18 protein-coding genes and 2 pseudogenes are annotated in these 20,598 nt (G+C 45.0%); 8 read left to right on the plus strand and 12 right to left on the minus strand.

All coding sequences use genetic code 11. The annotated features are described in order from the left end of the window. Positions 1–17 precede the first annotated feature (17 nt). From E8Q33_RS00440 to E8Q33_RS00450, 3 genes and pseudogenes are all read right to left on the minus strand, one after another. A complete protein-coding gene (locus E8Q33_RS00440) occupies positions 18–347 on the minus strand; it encodes a TraR/DksA family transcriptional regulator (RefSeq protein ID WP_247869872.1) in 330 nt (109 codons plus the stop codon). Between the two features lie 23 nt (positions 348–370). Then, positions 371–1,230 (minus strand): annotated as a pseudogene (locus E8Q33_RS00445) (universal stress protein). 20 nt (positions 1,231–1,250) lie between these two features. Next, positions 1,251–2,741 carry a SulP family inorganic anion transporter gene (locus tag E8Q33_RS00450; RefSeq protein WP_136552125.1) on the minus strand — a complete coding sequence of 497 codons (1,491 nt, stop codon included), beginning with the start codon at positions 2,739–2,741 and terminating at the stop codon, positions 1,251–1,253. A 363-nt stretch (positions 2,742–3,104) separates the two neighbouring features. On the opposite strand from E8Q33_RS00450, the gene E8Q33_RS00455 reads away from it, so the two are divergent. The 8 genes from E8Q33_RS00455 to E8Q33_RS00485 all read left to right on the plus strand — a co-directional run bounded on the left by E8Q33_RS00455 (position 3,105) and on the right by E8Q33_RS00485 (position 13,397). Then, positions 3,105–4,400, plus strand: a complete 1,296-nt coding sequence (locus E8Q33_RS00455) for a mechanosensitive ion channel family protein (RefSeq protein WP_136552127.1) — start codon at positions 3,105–3,107, stop codon at positions 4,398–4,400. A gap of 46 nt (positions 4,401–4,446) precedes the next feature. Next, positions 4,447–5,679: a multidrug effflux MFS transporter gene (locus tag E8Q33_RS00460; protein ID WP_247869842.1), complete on the plus strand. Its 1,233-nt coding sequence runs from the start codon at positions 4,447–4,449 to the stop codon at positions 5,677–5,679. Between the two features lie 72 nt (positions 5,680–5,751). Continuing rightward, entirely contained in the window at positions 5,752–6,243 is a 492-nt protein-coding gene (locus E8Q33_RS15800; protein WP_247869843.1) for a hypothetical protein, read from the plus strand. Continuing rightward, positions 6,156–7,121 (plus strand): TolC family protein, encoded by a 966-nt coding sequence (locus E8Q33_RS00465; protein ID WP_247869844.1) that lies wholly within the window; start codon positions 6,156–6,158, stop codon positions 7,119–7,121. Before E8Q33_RS15800 ends, E8Q33_RS00465 begins: the two co-directional genes overlap by 88 nt. After that, entirely contained in the window at positions 7,118–8,287 is a 1,170-nt protein-coding gene (locus E8Q33_RS00470; RefSeq protein ID WP_136552129.1) for an efflux RND transporter periplasmic adaptor subunit, read from the plus strand. Before E8Q33_RS00465 ends, E8Q33_RS00470 begins: the two co-directional genes overlap by 4 nt. Then, the gene (locus tag E8Q33_RS00475; protein ID WP_136552131.1) at positions 8,280–11,435 is read left to right on the plus strand and encodes an efflux RND transporter permease subunit; all 3,156 of its coding nucleotides are present in this window, start codon (positions 8,280–8,282) and stop codon (positions 11,433–11,435) included. Before E8Q33_RS00470 ends, E8Q33_RS00475 begins: the two co-directional genes overlap by 8 nt. Then, the gene (locus E8Q33_RS00480) at positions 11,435–12,112 is read left to right on the plus strand and encodes a response regulator transcription factor (protein ID WP_136552132.1); all 678 of its coding nucleotides are present in this window, start codon (positions 11,435–11,437) and stop codon (positions 12,110–12,112) included. The genes E8Q33_RS00475 and E8Q33_RS00480 overlap by 1 nt, the downstream gene beginning before the upstream one ends. After that, on the plus strand, positions 12,102–13,397 hold the full coding sequence (locus tag E8Q33_RS00485) for a HAMP domain-containing sensor histidine kinase (RefSeq protein WP_136552134.1): 1,296 nt from the start codon (positions 12,102–12,104) through the stop codon (positions 13,395–13,397). Before E8Q33_RS00480 ends, E8Q33_RS00485 begins: the two co-directional genes overlap by 11 nt. A gap of 71 nt (positions 13,398–13,468) precedes the next feature. On the opposite strand, the pseudogene E8Q33_RS00490 reads toward E8Q33_RS00485, so the two are convergent. From E8Q33_RS00490 to truB, 9 genes and pseudogenes are all read right to left on the minus strand, one after another. Continuing rightward, positions 13,469–14,235 (minus strand): annotated as a pseudogene (locus E8Q33_RS00490) (ATP-binding protein). Positions 14,236–14,293: 58 nt separating this feature from the next. Then, entirely contained in the window at positions 14,294–15,115 is an 822-nt protein-coding gene (locus E8Q33_RS00495; protein WP_136552136.1) for an energy transducer TonB, read from the minus strand. After that, positions 15,108–15,539: a biopolymer transporter ExbD gene (locus E8Q33_RS00500; protein WP_069296482.1), complete on the minus strand. Its 432-nt coding sequence runs from the start codon at positions 15,537–15,539 to the stop codon at positions 15,108–15,110. Before E8Q33_RS00500 ends, E8Q33_RS00495 begins: the two co-directional genes overlap by 8 nt. Then, entirely contained in the window at positions 15,536–15,934 is a 399-nt protein-coding gene (locus E8Q33_RS00505; RefSeq protein ID WP_136552138.1) for a biopolymer transporter ExbD, read from the minus strand. Before E8Q33_RS00505 ends, E8Q33_RS00500 begins: the two co-directional genes overlap by 4 nt. Next, positions 15,924–16,277 carry a MotA/TolQ/ExbB proton channel family protein gene (locus E8Q33_RS15805; protein ID WP_371413244.1) on the minus strand — a complete coding sequence of 118 codons (354 nt, stop codon included), beginning with the start codon at positions 16,275–16,277 and terminating at the stop codon, positions 15,924–15,926. Before E8Q33_RS15805 ends, E8Q33_RS00505 begins: the two co-directional genes overlap by 11 nt. Continuing rightward, positions 16,226–16,615 (minus strand): hypothetical protein, encoded by a 390-nt coding sequence (locus E8Q33_RS15810; RefSeq protein WP_247869845.1) that lies wholly within the window; start codon positions 16,613–16,615, stop codon positions 16,226–16,228. The genes E8Q33_RS15805 and E8Q33_RS15810 overlap by 52 nt, the downstream gene beginning before the upstream one ends. Before the next feature lie 355 nt (positions 16,616–16,970). Further along, complete coding sequence (gene pnp / locus E8Q33_RS00515; protein ID WP_136552139.1) at positions 16,971–19,073, minus strand: polyribonucleotide nucleotidyltransferase; 2,103 nt, start codon at positions 19,071–19,073, stop codon at positions 16,971–16,973. Between the two features lie 191 nt (positions 19,074–19,264). Next, entirely contained in the window at positions 19,265–19,534 is a 270-nt protein-coding gene (gene rpsO, locus E8Q33_RS00520; protein ID WP_069296634.1) for a 30S ribosomal protein S15, read from the minus strand. A gap of 129 nt (positions 19,535–19,663) precedes the next feature. After that, complete coding sequence (gene truB, locus E8Q33_RS00525) at positions 19,664–20,593, minus strand: tRNA pseudouridine(55) synthase TruB (protein WP_136552140.1); 930 nt, start codon at positions 20,591–20,593, stop codon at positions 19,664–19,666. Between the last annotated feature and the right edge of the window lie 5 nt (positions 20,594–20,598).

Genomic DNA, 20,598 nt, shown 5'->3' on the forward strand with positions numbered 1-20,598 from the left:
ACTAAAAAAGCTGAAGTTCATTCAAATGCTTTATCAGCACACTTGATGCATCTTGTGACCGTCAAATCGAAATTTAATTGGGCTTCACTGATGGGTTGATTACAAACATAACAAAAGCCAAAATCATCCTGCTCGATGCGTCTCAATGCACCGTCAATAGCCTGCAGTTGAGCTTGTTTGTATTTAATGGCTTCTTGTTTTTTAATTTGTAAATGAAAAGATAAGACATCCAGCTGTGAAGGTTGGATTTCCACCAGCCTGGTGTTATCCACGTCATTATCGGTTAACAACACCAATTTAAGTTCTAGCAATTTCTGCCGGTAGTTTTCCAACTGCACAATATTCATTTGATTCAAACGTAATTTCCTGATTAGCGAAGCAATAGCATTGGAATATCGCTCATTCGCACCATTTTGGCAGTGTTACTGCGACCAGAAATTGACGGATACGTGAATGGCCATACGCACCCATTACCATCAAATCAATAGCGTTTTTACGTTGATAATCATGAAGCGCCGGTTGCACTGCACCTTGTAATAACGCAGTAGTGACTTCGAAGCCCGCATCAATAAGTTGTTGCTTTGCATTGTCCAACTGAGCTTGATGATTAGAATCGTCTTCAGCCACCATAACGATATGGCATTCCAAACCTTTCAGCAGATCGCTAACAGCAACTTTTTCCAGGGCTTTGGTGGCTGTTGCACTGCCATCAAAAGCAATCATAAAGCGCTGCGGAACATTAAATTCCGGCAAGGTAATCAGAATGGGTTTAGTCAACGCACGAATCACATTTTCCAGATGACTACCCAGACTATGGGTTTCATTTTCATGAGCTTGTCCCTGACGACCTAACACCAAAACACGGGTGTCATCCTGCATATCGGACAAGGTTTCCATCAAACCACCATGACGTTGATGCGTTGTCACCTCAACGGCGCCATGTTGCTGGGCTAATGAACTGGCGTCATGCAAAATGTTTTTGCCATGTTCCAATGCCAGACGACTGCGTTTTTCATCCAGCTCAACCAGCTCTTTCAGCAAGTTTTCACGACTGCCCAAGCCGATATTGCCTGACAGATTTTTACTGTTTTCAGGTTTGGGATATTCGGTTTTATCCAACACATGCAATAAATCAAGTGATGCTTGTAATTTGTAACTTGCCCAAGCGGCAGCTTTACAGACTGCTGGTGACGTTATCGAACCATCGATACAGGCTATTATTTTTGTCATCTCTCTCAATCCTCTATTTATTAGTGACCGGCGAGCATTTTTTCGACTTCTTCCGGCTTATCGTGCACACCAAATCTGTCAACAATAGTTGCTGTGGCAGCATTCATGCCCACCAGTTCAACCTCAGTACCTTCTCGGCGGAATTTGAGTACGACTTTGTCCAGTGCAGAAACGGAGGTGATATCCCAAAAATGGGCATAACTCAAATCAATTTCGACTTTTTCTAGCGCTTCTTTAAAATCAAATGCCGCTGCAAACTTGTCCGCTGAGGCAAAGAAGATCTGACCTCTGACTTCATAAAGACGTTTAGTATCCTGTTCGCTAAGGTCACTTTTTACCACCATAAAGTGCGCGACTTTATTGGCAAAGAACAAGGCTGCCAGCAGTACGCCAACAAATACACCTAAAGCGAGATTATGGGTAAACACCACGACCAGTACGGTCATGACCATGACGATGTTGGTCGACAAAGGATGTTTTTTCAGATCACGAATTGATGTCCATGAAAAGGTACCAATCGATACCATGATCATTACAGCAACCAAAGCAGCCATTGGAATCTGTACTAGCAGATCATCCAAAACCAAAACCATAAACAACAGGAACAAGCCGGCTGTCATGGTAGATAAACGTCCACGCCCACCGGATTTAATATTGATAATCGACTGACCGATCATTGCACACCCTGCCATACCGCCCAGTAAACCTGAACCAATATTGGCAACGCCCTGACCTTTACATTCACGGTTTTTGTCGCTTGATGTATCGGTTAAATCATCGACGATAGTTGCTGTCATCATCGATTCCAACAAGCCGACTACTGACAAAGCCATGGCATAGGGAAAAATGATCGCTAAGGTTTCAAAATTTAACGGTACATCTGGCCACAAGAATATCGGTAAGGTATCCGGCAAATCACCCATATCACCAACGGTTCGAATATCGATATTGAATACGACTGCAACTACGGTCAGCACAATGATAGTGACTAGTGGTGATGGCAATAAACGACCAATTGTTGGCACATAAGGGAATAGATAGATGATACCCAAGCCCGCAGCCGTCATAGCATAAACATGCCAGGTAACATTGGTTAGTTCGGGTAATTGCGCCATAAAAATCAATATAGCTAATGCGTTAACAAAGCCCGTCACGACTGAGCGTGAAACGAAACGCATCAGATTTCCCAGCTTTAAATAACCCATCACAATCTGAATAACACCGGTGAGTAATGTTGCTGCTAGCAGGTATTCCAGACCATGCTCTTTAACCAGCGTGACCATTAATACTGCCATGGCTGCAGTAGCCGCTGAGATCATGCCAGGGCGACCACCAACGATTGAGATAATCACCGCGATACAGAATGAGGCATATAAACCGACTTTCGGATCGACGCCGGCGATGATTGAAAAAGCAATGGCTTCGGGAATCAGCGCCAAGGCCACAACAATACCGGCGATCAAATCGCCACGGATATTGGAAAACCAGTCTCGTTTAAGGTTTTGCAACATTAATCAGCTTCCTGTGTTCAAAAGATTTTTTCAGATAAAAATTATTGCCAAGCTGAGTGACATTTTGATGTCGACTGCATTCTTTTAACGGTGGCGATAACCAGCACAACCGCATTGTTGGCGGGGACGATGTGTTAAACATCAAGGACCAGATTAAGTCCTGAGGGAAGTGATACGCTAGGGTGGATTAGACTTCACGTTGATAATTGGGCTTATTCGGAAAACCGGCCAATATACAGTAATTTGCTTTGTGCTCAAAACTTTGCCGGAAAGTTCCCCACTAAAATAGTGTTTAGATGTACCGGATTTTATAACTGTTTGAATGCTACAATCAGCCCCCTGAAATCTGCTGCGGAGCATTGTGTGGAAAGCTATTACCTATTAGTCGATTGGTTAGAAAACCATCCTCATCTCTACACTGTAGTTGGCCTTTTCTTGCTGGTCCTTATTGCCTGGATAGCAAACTGGTTGGTTAAACGTATTCTGGTTCGTGGTGTCTACCGCATTCTGAAAACCAGTCAATTAGGTCGTTATTCATCTTTGGCGGACTCCCCGTTTATCAGACGGATGGCCAATATTGTTCCAGCGATTATTTTGTCGACTGGAATTGTTGTTATCCCGAACATTTCTGAAACCGCTGTCACAGTGGTGCAAAACGTTACCTCTGCTTTTATCGTGCTGACTATCGCCTTAGGTCTTGGCAGTCTGCTGACGATTGTCAACGACGCCTACAGCAAGCGCCCAGATGCACATCTGAAACCGATTAAAGGTTATATCCAGGTTCTTAAAATCGCCATATTTGCGATTGCCACAATATTGATCATCGCTTCATTAATTGACCGCTCACCACTGATTTTATTGTCAGGGCTGGGTGCGATGGCTGCGGTATTGTTATTGATTTTTCAGGACACTTTGCTGTCACTGGTAGCCAGCGTGCAAATCAATTCCAATGATTTGATTCGTGTCGGTGACTGGATTGAAATGACGCCACTCAATGCCGACGGTGATGTTATAGATATTGCATTGCATACGGTGAAAGTGCAGAACTGGGATAAAACCATTAGTGTTATTCCGACCAAACGCTTTCTTACCGATCCGTTTAAAAACTGGCGCGGCATGCAGGAATCGGGTGGACGACGCATCAAACGCAGCATTTTGATTGATCAGCAAAGTATTCATTTTTTATCGGATGATGAGCGTAAGAAACTGCATCGTTTCAGTCTGATGGATAATTATTTGCAGCAAAAACAAAAAGATATTGATGAGTGGAATCAACAACTGGCTGAATGGGGCAAGGAACCGGTTAATACTCGGCGCATCACCAATATTGGTAGCTTCCGGGCATATGTGAATAATTATCTGAAAAATCATCCAAGTATTCATCAGAGTTACACTTTGATGTCACGCCAACTTGAACCAACCGCCAATGGCCTGCCTTTAGAGATTTATTGTTTTACCAATACCACCAACTGGATTGAATACGAGGGCATTGCGTCAGATATCTTTGATCATATGCTAGCCATATTGCCGGAATTTGGTTTACGGGTATTTCAACAACCTAATGGTTTTGATATGCGTGAATTAAGACCGCAATCCTTGCCAAAGCAAGATCCTGAAATAAGTCCAGCATTAGGTGATACACCAGAAAAAGCATCGTAATATCCTGATAATGTAACCCTCTCTTTGCTAAATCAAAGGAAGTTGATTGACTGCAAAAATGGATAAACAACCCGCTATCAATACCCACAATGTGGCACAGCTTATTTTGTTATTAGCTGGGTTAACAGCTATCGCACCACTTGCGATTGATGCCTATTTGCCCGCTATGCCACAAATGGCAGCCGAATTTGCCGTCAGTATTCATGCGATTGAATTATCGCTCAGTTTGTTTCTGGCGGGTTTTGCTGTCGGTCAGTTGGCGGGTGGTCCACTATCAGATCACTTTGGCCGCAGACGCATCATCTTTATCGGCCTAACTTTATTTTGCATTGCCAGCATGGGCATCGTGCTTAGTCATACTCTGCATGGCTTATGGCTGTGGCGAATTATTCAGGCGATAGGTGGCGGCATGGCGATCGTCAATTCCTCAGCCGTGATCCGCGATATCAGCAGTGGTCGAGATAGCGCACGCTATTTATCACATATGGCGATTATCATGATGATTGCGCCGCTACTTGCTCCGCTTATTGGCATGATTTGTCTGCATATTGCCGGCTGGCATTCCATTTTCATTGTGTTGTTTGTCTATGCATTATTAATCGGGCTGCTGCTCTATCGCCTATTGCCGGAAACCCGCATTCAGCCTACCCAGACCACCTCCGCACTGCGCCGCTATATCGAAGTTTTAACGCATCGTAAAGCTTTGGCCTATCTAGCGGCGCAAAGTTTTACCTATGGCGGTTTGTTCAGTTTTATAACCGCCTCACCTTCTGTTTATATGGTGTATTTCGGCGTCTCGGCTTCCGTGTATCCACTGTTATTCGGCGTCAATGTATTAATGATGATTGTGGTTAACCGTATTAATGTCCGGCTGTTACATTTCTACGACCCGCCGTGTTTATTGAGACTCGGGCAAATTCTGCAAGTCATTATCGGCGTAATAATGTTGCTGTATATCCTGATTATCCCCGCCCCAGCTTTGAGTCTGATTGTTGCCGGCATCATGATATTTATTGGTTGTCAGGCACTGATTGTGTCAAATGCCGTGGCCAGTACTGTGGAGTTTTTCCCGCGTAGTAGTGCCACCGCTACCGCAGTGCTGGGTTCGTTTGGCTTTTTATCCGGTGCAGCCAGCGGATTACTGGTAAGTTCTTTGGGAGATGGCAGCCTCTGGCCGATGATTAGCGTGATGAGCGGATGTGCCATCGCTGGCTTGGTTATCAAAACCCTGATTTTACGCAGTTGCCGAGTTAATCCAACAGAAAAGAACGGCTGTTAACCTTGCATTAACCCTCAGACCATTAAATTGGCGTTCACATTGACACCCATTTCATAGGGAGCGCGATATCAGGTGAACGTTATCAACCCGGAACGATATCTAAAAAAACTGTTTTTATTGCCATTGCTGTTATTGGCAGCATGCAGCATCACTTCAGAACAACCGAATTACGACACATTGATCTCCACCGAACAGCAACAGGTAACGGAGTGGCAGAATCTGCCGCAACAGACTGAGGTCGCTTATCTGAATGATTTGGTTGATAGCGCTATGTTCGAAGAACTGTTGCAAGTCGCCATGCAATCCAATCCCGGCTTGCAACAAACATTATTGACCCTGCAAATTCGCCAATCTCAATTAATCCAGGTCTCTGGCGAGAAACGCCCTTTTGTCAGTTCCGGTCTATCCGCGCTCAACAGCAGTGACAGTGATGCCAGTTTCGGTGCAAATGTCAGTGTCAGCTGGCAAGCCGATTTATGGGCAAACTGGCTGACAATGAACGTGCTGCCAATCTTGATATCACCGAACAAAACCTTTTGTATCAGTCAGCACGGGACACTTTAGCCGCCGAAGTTATGCGAGTCTGGTTAACATTGATTGCACAGCAACGGGCGATTGATATTGAACAGCAGCGTCTGAACAGCCTGCAGCAAACTGAAAGCTTTATTCTGCAACGCTACCGCCAAGGTTTAGGCACATTGGAAGATTTAGACAGTGCTCGCAGCTCAGTGGCCACTTCCGCTGCCAATATTGAAGCGTTAACTGAAAATTACCGTCAACAAACTATTCAACTGAAAACCCTGGTTGGCCAGGTCAATAACCCGGCATTTTCGCTGCCCACTGAGTACCCCGAAGTTGTTATTCCAGCAATTGATTTACCTGAACAAACCTTAAATCGCCGTCCTGATCTGTTAGCCGCCTACGCTGCAATAGAAGCTGCCAGTGCTCGAACCGATGTCGCTTATAAAGATTTGTTACCCAGCCTTAATCTGCAAGCAGTATTAGAAGATGTCGGCAGCTCTCCCCGGGCAAGTTTATTTACTGCCCCAGTGTGGAGCTTATTGGGACAATTAACGGCACCGCTGTATCAAGGTGGGCAACTAAGAGCCGAAGCCGAAATTCGCGAACTGGAAACTGCATTCAGTTATCAACAATATCGCGATACCTTATTAAATGCGGTAACAGAAATCGAACAGGCATTAAGTCAGGAACAGGCTTTGATCAAACGCCAGCAACATATTGAAACGGCGCTAGCCAGTGCTGAAAACAATCTACGTCAATATCAGGCAAATTATCGCAGTGGTTTGCGAACCATACTGGATCTGTTGATCGTGCAGCAGCAAACCTTTGATCTACGCTCACAACTGGACGACCTTATTTATCAACGGCTGTTAAATCGAATTTCACTGGGATTGGCACTGGGGCTGGAGGCTAGAGCATGACTAAAAGAGTTCAATGGTTAGTATTTCTAGGAGCTTTACTGGCCTTTGTCGCTATTTATATGTTCACTCAGAATCAGATTGAACGCTATGCCAACCGTCCACTACCTGTGCGAGAAGTACCGCAAATACGTCCTGAAGTCTCGGTGATAACGGTTATGCCGGGAACCTATCAGTCCCAAGTCAGCGCTTATGGCGCCACTCAGCCGCATTACCATATCACTCTGGCGGCGCAGGTCGCCGGACAAGTCGAACAATTATCTCCCCGCTTTGAAACCGGTTTCCGGTTGAAAAAAGGTGACGAAATGCTGCGACTGGAAAACAGTGACTATCGTGCCGCAGTAGCAGCTGCCAAACAGCAACTTGCCGAAGCCAAACTCGTCTATCTGGAAGAAGAGCGTCAGGGTTTACAGGCTCAGGTGGAATGGGCTGCTTCTGGACTTGACGGTGATCCGGATTCGGATTTGGTATTACGCGTTCCCCAATTAGCCAGTGCAGCAGCCAGTGTAACTAATGCCGAAGCATTATTAGCCAGTGCTGAAAAAGATTTACAGCAGAGCATTATTCGCTCGCCTTTTGATGCATTGGTCATAACCCGCGATGTGTCCCCCGGCAGTTATCTACAGACGGGAACCCAAGTAGCCTCTTTGTACAGCACTGATTGGGTTGAAGTAAAAGTCTCGCTGTCCGATCGTGAATGGCAGAGTTTGCCTGAAGCCGAAAGTTTGGTTACCGGTGAGTGGCCTGTTGATTTACATGCTGTGGAAGGCGATGCGAGCTGGCAAGGGAAAGTGTTGCGAGTTGAACAACACCTTGATGGCACCACTCGTCAACGTTCATTGATTGTCGGGGTAGATAAACCGCTGGATCAACAACCAGCAATCTACCCCGGTATATTTGTCGAGGTCAGCCTGGGTGGTCGGCAAATGGATAATCTATGGCAAGTACCATTAACCAGCTTAAGCCAACGTGGAGAGATCTGGCATGTGACAGCCGAGCGTAATCTGGCTAAATTCGCTACTTCGCCAGTATTTAGTGATGAGCACTTTATTTACATCGAACCACCTTCATCTTTAATCGACTCCCCACAACAAATCTTATTGCAACCAATCAGTAGCTACGTTGAAGGCATGGCCGTCGCCCCGATTGAGGCGGTAGATTATGAGTAAAAATATCGGTCGCAGCGGCATTATTGGTTGGTTTGCCACCAATCCGGTAGCGGCTAACCTGTTGATGCTACTGGTTATAATCATGGGCTTAATGTCTGTTGGTGATTTACGCAAAGAAGCTTTTCCCAGCAGTGAACCAGACAGCCTGACAATTTCAGTTTCCTATGACAGCGGCTCGGCAAAATTGTCTGAAGAAGGTCTGGCGATCAAAATTGAAGAGCAGCTGGAAGGTATCATTGGTATTAAAACCATTACCAGCGACTCGACTCGCAGCGGCGTCACCGTCACAGTGGAAATGCAACGCGGTTACGATCTCGACACGCTGATGCGTGATGTTAAAGCGCAAGTGGATGCGATATCCACCTTCCCTGCTGAAGCCAAAAATCCGGTGATCAAAAAGGCCGAACGGGAAGAACATGCTATCTGGTTACAACTGTATGGTGATACTGATCGTCATACTTTGCAGCAGCTCGCTGAAACACTCAAAGCAGATCTGTTAACCAAATCCACTATCAATAGGGTCACCATTTCCGGCTGGTTGGATCCAATGATGATGATCGAAATCGACGATGGTCGTTTGCAATCTTACGGACTGTCATTAAGCGATGTCGAAAATGCGATTAATAGCAATTCATCTACCCCGTTAACAGCTGTGCTGCGTAATGAAAATGTTTATCTGCAACTGAATGCTTCTGAACAAGCCTATTTAAAACAGGATTTTGCCAGGATCCCACTGTTAACCGACGACAACGGACAGCAGATTTTATTGGGCGATGTGGCCTATATTCTGGACAGTTTTGATGATGATACCTCCATGCTGTCACGGTTTCAGGCCAAAGACAGTATCGGTGTACAGGTCGTCACCACCGGTTTGGATGATATTGCTGACTCGGTTGCCGATGCTTATCAAATCGTCGAGCAATGGCAAAACAGCAATAAATTGCCTGCTCAAGTGGAACTTGCAACCTGGTATGACCGCAGCACCAGCATCATGGATCGACTGAACTTATTGATTAAAAATGCTTTGACAGGGATTGTGCTGGTATTTGTCCTGCTGGCTGTTTTTCTAAACCTGACCGTTGCTTTCTGGGTGGCAATGGGACTGCCCTTTGTGTTTCTCGGCACCTTGTTTTTCATGGGCGATTCCTATGCAGGTTTGTCGCTCAACTCATTTACCACTTTCGGCTTTTTGATGGCTCTCGGCATTATTGTCGATGATGCCGTGGTGGTCGGTGAAAGTATATACAGCGTCCGATCCAAGGAAGGCGACACCTTGCGAAACACCATAAAAGGCACCATGCGAGTAGCCGTGCCGACCTTATTTGGTGTTTTTACTACCGTAATAGCCTTTTATGCGCTGTCGCAGATTGAAGGTCGACTTGGCGAACTTTATTCCCAATTTGCCGCGGTGGTGGCTATTGCGTTAATCATGTCAGTGATTGAATCCAAACTGATCTTGCCCGCCCATCTGGCTTATTTGAACACGCATAAAAAGCCTTCACAAAACATACTCGCAACAGGCTGGCGTAAAGTTCAGCAAGGTGCCGATGGCGGTTTGCAGTGGTTTGCCGAATATATTTATCAGCCAGCCATTGAGTTCGCTTTGCGGTTTCGTTATGGATTGCTGATGGTATTTATGATGTTGTTTATCATCGTATTTTCCATGCCATTTAACGGTAGCATTCGTATGAGCTTTTTCCCGGCTATTCCTGGTGACACCGTTAGGGCAAATGTGTCGATGCATAAGGATGTCAGTTTTGGGCGTACCCATGAAACCTTGTTAATGATGGAACAAGCAGCCTATGAAACGGATAAATCATTACGTGAAGATACCGATTCAGGAAAGAGTGGAATAGCCAACTTACAATTACTCTCTCAGGCAGATCATAGTGGTGGTGTAACGGTCGAATTAGCTGCCGACTCACCATATGATTTAATCGAATTTCGTCGTGAGTGGGAAAAACGTGTCGGCATGCCTGAAGCCGTCCGTAGTATGCGTATTCAAAGTGGTCGTCAATCTGATGATGCGCTTCGGGTAGAGTTACGTTCCAATGATGATGATGTGCTGACTTTGGCCGGTGCTGAAATGTATAAGTTACTGGAAACGATGCCGGGCATTATCGGTTTACAGGATAATTTGCAACCCGGTCAGCCTCAATTACAACTTAAACTCAATCAACAGGGCCGAGCTATGGGACTCAGCACTGATGAGCTGGCCAGGCAAATTCTGCAAGGCTTTGGTGGCCAAGTAGTACAACGTTACCAACGTAATAGTGATGAAATCGAAGTCAAGGTTCGCTATCCAGAAGCAGATCGGCAAAACCCGGCGGACGTATTGAAATCGAGAGTCCGTCTGGATGATGGCACGGTTATTCCATTATCCAGCGTGGCCGATGTCAGCTATGGTTTTACACGAGACAGCATTACCCGTATCGATGCTAAACGCGCCATCTATCTCTCAGCAGATGTCGATAAAGATCAGCTTTCCGTCACCGAGTTTGTCGCTCAGCTCAGGCGTGATGTTGTGCCACAACTTGAAGGAAAATATCCTGGCCTGACTGTCTATTTTGCCGGTGAAGCCGCTGAGCAGGAAGAAACCCAATCATCGATGTTAAATCTGTTTTTATTAGCGATGTTGGGCATTTATATTCTGCTGGCGATTCCACTGAAATCCTATATCCAACCAGTATTAATTATGACTGCGATACCATTTGGTATTGTTGGCGCTTTGTTGGGTCATTGGATGAATGATCTTTCTTTGGGCATTTTGTCGCTTAACGGCATCATCGCATTAAGTGGTGTGGTGGTGAATGACAGTCTGCTACTGGTCTCTCGATTTAATGATTTAAAAGAAGAGTACGCCGATGTGAAACAAGCCATATTATTGTCTGCCAGGGATCGTTTACGGGCCGTATTGCTGACCTCATTTACGACTTTTGCCGGGCTGATGCCATTATTGGGTGAAACCTCCAGGCAAGCACAGTTCCTCATTCCCGCAGCAGTGTCACTGGCTTACGGCATCATGTTTGCGACGGTCATTACCTTAATATTGATACCGTTGTTATTAATGATTCAACACGATGTGGCGCAGTATTTTCATCGTGGCAGCAAAGTCGTATTGCCGGCAACTGAACAAGGACCAGCCTGATGATTAGTGTATTACTTATTGAAGATGATCTAGATCTGGCACAAACCGTGATGGATTATCTGCAATTAGAAGCCATCAGTTGTGATCATGCGAGTAATGGTGCCGCAGGCCTGAATTTGTTACAGCAGAATTATTATGATGTATTGCTGCTGGATTTAAATCTGCCAAGGATCGATGGTTTGACTGTATGTGAACGTCTGCGAAATGAAGGCTCGAACATTCCGGTATTAATGCTAACAGCGCGCGATCAACTGACTGACAAACAGGCTGGTTTTGCAGCTGGTACCGATGATTATCTGGTGAAACCTTTTGAGTTAAAAGAGCTGGTGATGCGGATCCATGCATTGTCACGCCGTCGCAGTGGGCAAACTCAGCTATTGCGCTGTGGCGATTTGCAGATGAATCTTCAGCAACGTCAATTAAGCAGAGCGGATATCAATCTCCACTTATCTCCTACTGGTTGGCGGATTCTGGAATTGTTATTACGTGAATCCCCTAATGTCGTCAGCCGTCAGCGACTTGAGATTGCGGTATGGGGCGAAGAGATACCGGACAGTGACAGTTTAAAGGTGCATCTGCACCATTTACGAAAAACCATTGATGGGGGATTTGAAACCTCGCTGCTTCACACCATTCCAGGCGTTGGCATTGCTATCAGGGATGATAATGAAACGTAAAATAAGTCTTAAACGCCTGGTGACCGTCAGCTTTTTATTGTTTGGCGGTACCATTGTGCTGGGCTATTCATTGTTAAGCGCTCATTTTTTTATTAGGGGTATGGACAATATCGTCACGGGTGGCATGGAAAACGCTGCACTCACCTATATTGCCAATAACAAATCTCTTGCCGAAAACGAATTAGTTGATTTTAGAGGCAGTCAACTTTCAGGAAGATGGGAATCACAACCATTGGAGATTCGTCAGGTATTTTCAAATCCCCCGCAGCGCAGCGGCGAATTAGTCAAACGAGATGATTCAGACTGGTTTAATCGTCCTGACAAAGTCTATTTTGCCTTGAAAGTCGATTTAGCTAACGAATCGGTGTACATCACCAGAACACTTTCTCGTGAAAATGTCTCCAGTTTAATGGGCCGTAATATGGCCGAAAGCATGCGTTTATTAATCGGCGTCAGTGCTTTGATCGCATTAACCTTGATGCTAATCACCTGGTTATTAATGCGCAGCATTTCTACCCCAGTTGCTAGACTGAACGAATGGACCCAATCATTAACGCCGGAAACGCTGTCACAACCCGCGCCCGACTTTTTGTATCCAGAACTCAATCAAATGGCAAAACTCATCCAGAACAGCTTGTCATCAGTACAGCGTAGTCTGGATCGGGAGCACCGATTTCTGCGGTATACCAGTCATGAGTTACGTACACCTATCAGTGTTATTCGTAATAATATTGAGTTGCAACATAAAGTATTGCAGCAGACCTCTTCCAGCTTGAACCCAATGCAGAAAGATATTGCCGATCGCATTGATCGGGCCAGTATTACCATGCAGCATCTCACCGAAACCTTGCTTTGGCTGAGCCGTGAAGATAACGAGAAGCTTCCGGAATCGGTGGTGGAGATAGATAAACTGCTGTTAGAAATTACTGAGGAAATGCGTTATTTATTACGCGATAAAACGGTGGATCTCATCATTAATACCCAGTCTTATCAATGTTCAATCAGTGCAGTTGCAGCCAGAATCGTCATAGGCAATCTGATTCGCAATGCATTTCAGCATACCTGGGAAGGCGAAGTCATCATCAGTCAGCAAGGCCCACAAATCAGTATTATCAATCGGCAGTTTAATGCAGATATTGATGTCATTCCCAGCGAATTAGGATTTGGGCTTGGCTTACAACTTACTGCACAATTAACTGAGAAGCTGGGTTGGTTTTATCAGAATCTGGCTGATGAAACTGGCCATAATGTGATTCTGGATGTAACGCCACGTCAAATCAGTTAGGGATTGTTGGTCTTTCCTCGGCACCATTGTTCTAAACTATTTTTCAGTCTCACCAGGCAGTAACGACGCGCTTAGATATTATTCACAAACTGTCGATAAAACTGCACTGCGGTGCGGCCACTATGACTGGCTCGACGCATAGCAAACTGTTTGGCCTGTTCATGCAATATAGCGGGATCAACCGTGACATGTTCAAACAAGGTATCCACCATGGCGAGGTATGTATCCCAACTGGGTGGATAAAACGACAGCCATAAACCAAAGCGATCCGATAAAGCCAGTTTGTCTTCCAGGCTGTCACTGTAATGCACCTCTCCTCCCACCACGCGGCTGGCCTGATTCTCTGATTGTTGTTCCGGCATAAGATGACGACGGTTCGAGGTAGCATAAATTCTGACATGTTCCGGCGGTAATTCCAGACCACCTTCCAGTAAACTTTTCAGCGGTTTGAAACCTTCTTCACCTTGTTCAATGATAAGTCATCGCAAAAGATCACAAAGCGAAATGGCCGATCTTCCAAATCATCCAAAATTTCCGGTAACCAACCAAGCTCCGCCTTATCGATTTGCAACATGCGTAAGCCTTGATCGGCAAACTCGTTTAATAAGGCTTTAATCAATGAGGATTTACCGGTACCTCTTGAGCCCCATAACAAAGCATGATTACTGGTTTCACCATTAATGAATCGACGGGTATTTTCAACCAGTTGCTTTTTTTGTTCTTCAATGCCGATAAGTTGATCCAGCTTAATCAAATCCAGCCGAGTAATGGCTTTAAGTTTTTGGCTATGCGCCCGCCATACTGCGGCACGAATTTGATGCCAGTCCAGATTATTCATCGGCTAGATTCCTGTATACAAAACTAATCGCTATGATGGTGTCTGAGTTTGCTGATCGTCAACTGCTTAATTCAAATGCAATCGGTACTTTTACCTCCAACTGCTGTTGCGACATTTCTGCTGGGAAAGCCGGTAATGGTTGAGCCTTTTCCAACATTTCCATCACCGCCTGATCCAGCCTTTGGAATCCAGAACTGGCATCAATTCTTGATTCTCTGATTTTGCCATCACGGCTGACAATAAAAAATAACTGTACTACGCCCTGTTCACCCCGGCGTCGGGAAATTCCCGGATAACGTTTTTTCTCTGCCAATGTTCTGGCCAGTAAACTGAAATAGGTTTGTTGGGCTGCCTGTTGTATAGCTGAAGCAGCCTGACTGGAGATTGTACTGCTCTCTGCGGCCTCACCTTGTTCAGCGATTTGTGTGTTTTCCAACTGTTTTTCGGAATTTGCAGCCGCATGTTCTGCCGGTTCAGTTGTTGCAGCAAGGTTTTCTGATGTTTTTGGGTTTGGTTCAAGCTTATCGATAGCAGGCGCGGTGTTCACCGCTTTTTTTATATCAGTTTGCTGTAAAGGTTTTTTTGTTTCGGTTTTAGTGGGCTTTTGCTCTATTTGAACAGGATCATTATTGCGCTCCTGAACTTCTGTAATCGTCGTTTGCTCGTCAATATTTGTCATTGGCTCTGCGGCAGCAGCTGCCTGTTGTTTTGCCATCGTGGTGGCATCGAGCATACTGATATCGATTGTAATCCCCGCCTCAACCACCGGAGGAACCGGTTTAAGCAAATGTGGGTGTTTAATCGTATACATGCCAAACGCAAACACATGAATCGACATAGCGCTAAAAATAGCCAATAACCAATAACGAAATTTAATCATGTCGATCTGTCAGGCTTTGAGTGGCCAGTGAAACCTTCAATATCCCTGCCGCACGAACCTGTTTGAGTAAATCCGTTAACTCGGTTGCCATTACATTTGCATCGGTTTTAACCAACAGCTTGAAAGTCTGGGGATCCTTACTGTCCGCTATTTTCCGCTGCAAACTATCGGCTAAGGCGTTGGCTTCAACTAAAGCATCGTCCAAAGCCAACACTGCTGTGGCTGATACCAGCAAAACAGCATCGTGTTCCTCTATCGGTGACTGTTGTTGTGATGTTGGTGGCTGGATGGTGATAAGTTCACTTGCCGTCAATTGGCCAGCAATCATAAAAAATATCAGCATCAAAAAAACAATATTGATTAACGGGATCATATTGTCATCAAGCTGATTTGCTCGCGCTGCAGGTTTTGGCAGCAACATCATATCGCCAACCCTGACAAACTGACTTTTTCAACACCAATGGATTTTAATTGGTCGAGAAAATCGATCATCTGCTGTGTTGTCACACCTTCAGCAACGGATACAACGAACACCCCAGCTTTATCTTCTTGAAGCTTTTGTTTTATTGGAGTGAGTTTTGAAACAGAGTAACGTCTTTGATCAAATTCATATTCTCCACCGGCTTGCAACAGTAAATAGTATTGAGTTCGTATTTTGTCAGTGTTGTAAGACTCACTAGCAGCCGTAATATCCATCTGCCGCCACTGGGTAAACCCGGATGACAACATAAAAAACAACAACAGGATAAACACCACGTCAATTAAAGGCGTTAGGCTAATTAATCGACGTTTTGCTGCCAGCGGGTGTTCAAGCAACATTTTTTAAGCTTTCAACTGGTTTTATTGTTGAGAGTTTTATAAAAGGTGCATGAGTAAAAACCTGTGTCACTCCATCGTTGATCAGGGCTGCCACTCGCTCTGTTTTTCGCTCCAGCCAGTTATGTGCTAGTAAGGCAGGTATTGCCACCGCGAGCCCTACGGCTGTGGTTAATAAGGCCTGCCAAATCCCTCCAGAAAGCACTGCAGGGTCGACCTGACTGCCTGCCAATTCCATCTGCTGAAAAGCCAGGATCATGCCGAGAACGGTCCCAAATAAACCTAATAACGGACTTAAACTGGCAATGACTTCCAGTGGACGCAGATAACTGCGTAATTGATTGATTCGTAAACTGGCGACCGCTGTAACTCTTCTTTAAGTAATTCTTTGGGGATCTCAGCCTGTCTCAAACCTTCCATAGTTAACGCTAATAACTCATCTAACGGTTTGGCGATTTTCAGCACGCGAATAGCCTGTTCAGGCTCATTTTGTTTCCACAGCGCAATGGCTTTATTCGCAGTAGCAGTTGATTCAGGCGCTATCAACATCATTTGCCAGATTTTGATTAATACAATGCTGACCGCAATGATCGAAAAGCCCAGCAAAACCCACACGACGGGACCGCCAATATCTAATAACTCTTGTAAAAGCGTCAAAAAAGAAGGAGTTTCGACTTCATTCATCGCCGAGCACTGCCCAGTGGGAAGTTATGAAAATTGAGTTTGTGCACAATGCCTGATCTCTTAGTTAAAACAGAGATAATGATAATAGTTATCATTAAGCTTTGCAAAGAAATCTTTAACAATGGACGATTTTTTTATTTTGCAATCAAGTGGATAGCAATGAATAACTGGAATGTACCGATATTATTTAACGTTTGTGATTATGAAATACCCATCCTAAAAGTCATTATGGAAAATACGATATAACCACAGAACAAAGCTCACAAGTATCATTAATAATATTGGAACAACACGATGAATTACCAAAAAAAAAGCCCCGCTAAGCGGCTTTCAAATCTAAGCTGAATCAGCTGATTTATTCTGCTTCTGCTGCAGTTGTCTCATGAACCGCTTTCATGCTCAAGCGAATACGGCCCTGACGATCTACTTCCAAAACCTTCACTTCAATCATGTCACCTTCAGACAGTTTGTCGCTTACATTTTCCACACGCTCATCAGAGATTTGTGAAATATGCACCAGACCATCTTTACCTGGCAGAATGGTAACAAATGCACCAAAATCCATCAGCTTGGCAACGCGGCCCTGGTAAATCTTGCCTACTTCGACTTCAGCAGTGATTTGCTCAATACGGTGTAATGCATCCTGACCCGCATTGAAATCAGAAGAGAAAATCATCACCGTGCCATCATCTTGGATATCGATGGTCGCGCCAGTTTCTTCAGTGATTGCACGAATAGTCGCACCACCTTTACCGATAACATCACGAATTTTATCAGCGTGAATTTTCACCGTGATAATGCGTGGGGCAAACTCGGACATTTCCTGACGGTGGGTTGAAATTACTGCATTCATTTTTTCCAGAATATGCAGACGGCCATCACGGGCTTGAGCCAGTGCGGTACGCATGATTTCTTCGTTGATACCTTCGATCTTGATATCCATTTGCAGTGCAGTCACGCCTTTCGCGGTACCTGCGACTTTAAAGTCCATATCACCCAGGTGATCTTCATCGCCCAGGATATCGGTTAAAACGGCATAACCATCGGGTTCTTTAATCAGACCCATTGCAATACCAGCGACTGGTGCTTTAATCGGCACACCAGCATCCATTAATGCTAATGATGTACCACAAACCGAAGCCATTGAGCTTGAACCATTTGATTCAGTGATTTCTGAAACCACACGAACCACATATGGGAATTCTTCAGCTGTTGGCATAACCGCTTGAATACCGCGTTTAGCTAATTTGCCATGACCAATTTCACGACGTTTTGGTGAACCGACAAAGCCGGTTTCACCAACGCAGAATGGAGGGAAGTTGTAATGCAGCATAAAGCGATCACGGTATTCACCTTCAACCGCATCAATCATCTGTGCATCACGTTCAGCACCCAATGTTGCAACAACAATCGCCTGAGTTTCACCACGGGTAAACAAGGCAGAACCATGAACACGTGGCAGTACTGTAGTTTCAACAAATACTGGGCGAACAGTTTTAGTATCACGGCCATCGATACGTGGTTCACCAGCAATAATACGGCCACGAACCAGTTCTTTTTCTAATTTGCCAAACAAACCTTTAACATCATCAGCAGACCATTCACCATCTTCGGTCACTAATGTATCCACAGCTGTTTGACGAATTTCGGCCAGTTGATCCTGACGTTGCATTTTGTCGCTGATCGCATAAGCGTTTTTAATGCCTTCAAATGCTTGTTCTTTAACTGCATTGTATAAACGATCATCTTTTTCCGGAGCAGTCCATTCCCAAGCCGGTTTGCCAGCTTCAGCTTTCAACTCTTCGATCAGTTTGATCGCAGTTTGCATTTGCTGATGACCGTACATCACAGAACCTAACATGACTTCTTCAGGCAGTTCAGAGGCTTCAGATTCAACCATCAATACAGCACTGACAGTACCGGCAACAACTAAATCCAATGAGCTATTGGCTAACTGTTTCTTTGAAGGATTCAGAATGTAGTTACCATCAACATAACCCACACGGGCGGCACCTAATGGACCATTAAACGGCAAACCAGAAACAGCTAATGCTGCAGAAGCACCAATCATCGCCGGAATATCTGGATCAATTTCAGGATCCAAAGCCATTACGGTGGCAATAACCTGAACTTCGTTGATGAAACCTTTAGGAAACAATGGACGCAGAGGACGATCGATCAGACGGGATGTCAGAGTTTCTTTCTCGGAAGGACGTCCTTCACGTTTGAAGAAACCGCCAGGAATTTTACCGGCCGCGTAGGTGCGTTCTTGATAATTAACGGTTAATGGAAAGAAATCCTGTCCTGGATTAACATTTTTCTTACCGACGACAGTGACGAGCACTGCAGTTTCACCCAGACTGGCGATAATTGAACCACCTGCCTGACGCGCGATTTTTCCGGTTTCCAGGCTAAGCGTATGCTCACCGAACTGAACTGTCTTTTTAACTGAATTCACTAGTATTTCCTTCTCTTGACAACACCAGTCACAAACCTTTTCATGACTGATTTATAAAAACGATAAACGCATAAATGAATATGCCCCTGAAACCGCGGGGGATTTCAGGGGCATATCAGTCAACGCATCAACCTTATGCCAATGCTATTGGCGCAGGCTCGATGAGTTGTTTTACAGACCACGTTGGGTAATTAGCGACGCAGACCTAAGTCAGCAATCAAATCACGGTAACGGGTAATGTCGGTTTTTTTCAGGTAGTCGAGCATTTTGCGACGACCACTAACCATTTTTAACAGACCTTGACGTGAATGATGGTCATGGGTGTTACTTTTGAAATGGTCTGAAAGATTCGTAATACGCGCGGTTAACAATGCAACTTGAACTTCAGCTGAACCAGTATCACCTTCTGTACGAGCGTATTTTTTAATAATTTCTTGTTTTTGTTCTGCAGTAATTGACATAAAAACTCCAACTTTTGTATAGCTTTTGCTATGAGTTAAATTCTGAAATAATCCAGCAAGTTAAACCAGACTACCCAACCTTTTAAGAGTGGCGGATTTTACCGGTTTTATCCGCTCTTCACAAGCGAGTTAAACCGTATCGCCAGTTACAAACAAGCGTTTTGCTGACACAGTGCCATCCAACGCTATTTCACCCAGACCGATAAATTGATCCTGATAATCAAATAAACGAACTTTTGCGCTTTGTCCCTGCGTTTCCGTTAATACGGTGCGTCCAAAACGCATATCGGCAGACATCTCAGCATCCAACCTTACCTCAGGCCATTCTGGCAAGGCTTCATGGGCGGGTAATAATTGTGTATCAAGGCCGGTAAAACCCTGTTGTTCGGCCAGTTCCTGTAACGTCTCCAGACTCAGCGCTTGGGTTAAATCATAGCCAGCGGCATCGGTACGTCTGAGCATAGTGACATGTCCACAACTGCCTAAAGCCGCTGCAATATCCTGAACCAAGGTGCGTATATAAGTCCCTTTGCTACAGGCAACCTGCAGCGTAAAACTTTCGGCATCACTCGCCAGAAGCTCAATACTGTAGATAGTAATAAGACGAGATTTACGCTCGATTTCAATACCTTGACGCGCCAGTTTATAAAGCGGTTGTCCCTGATGCTTTAAGGCTGAAAACATGGGTGGAATCTGCTGTTGCTCACCGACAAAGTCCTGCAAAATGCTTTGCAGTTGTTCAACGGAATAGTCAGGGATATTTTGTTCGGCGATAACAGCACCGTCACTATCACCACTATCGGTAAGAACACCTAGCTGACAACGTACTTGATACTGTTTATCTGCATCGAGCAAATAAGTGGAGAGTTTGGTGGCTTCGCCAAGGCAAACAGGTAAAACACCCGTTGCTAGAGGATCAAGACTGCCAGTATGGCCTGCTTTGTTGGCGTTAAACAAACGTTTGACGCGTTGCAGAACATGATTGGAACTGAGCCCGGTTGGTTTATCGACAATCACGATACCGGTAATATCACGACCTTTTTTACTGCGTTTGGCCATCGACG

Source organism: Methylophaga sp. SB9B (assembly GCF_004832235.1).
Taxonomy (GTDB): domain Bacteria; phylum Pseudomonadota; class Gammaproteobacteria; order Nitrosococcales; family Methylophagaceae; genus Methylophaga; species Methylophaga muralis.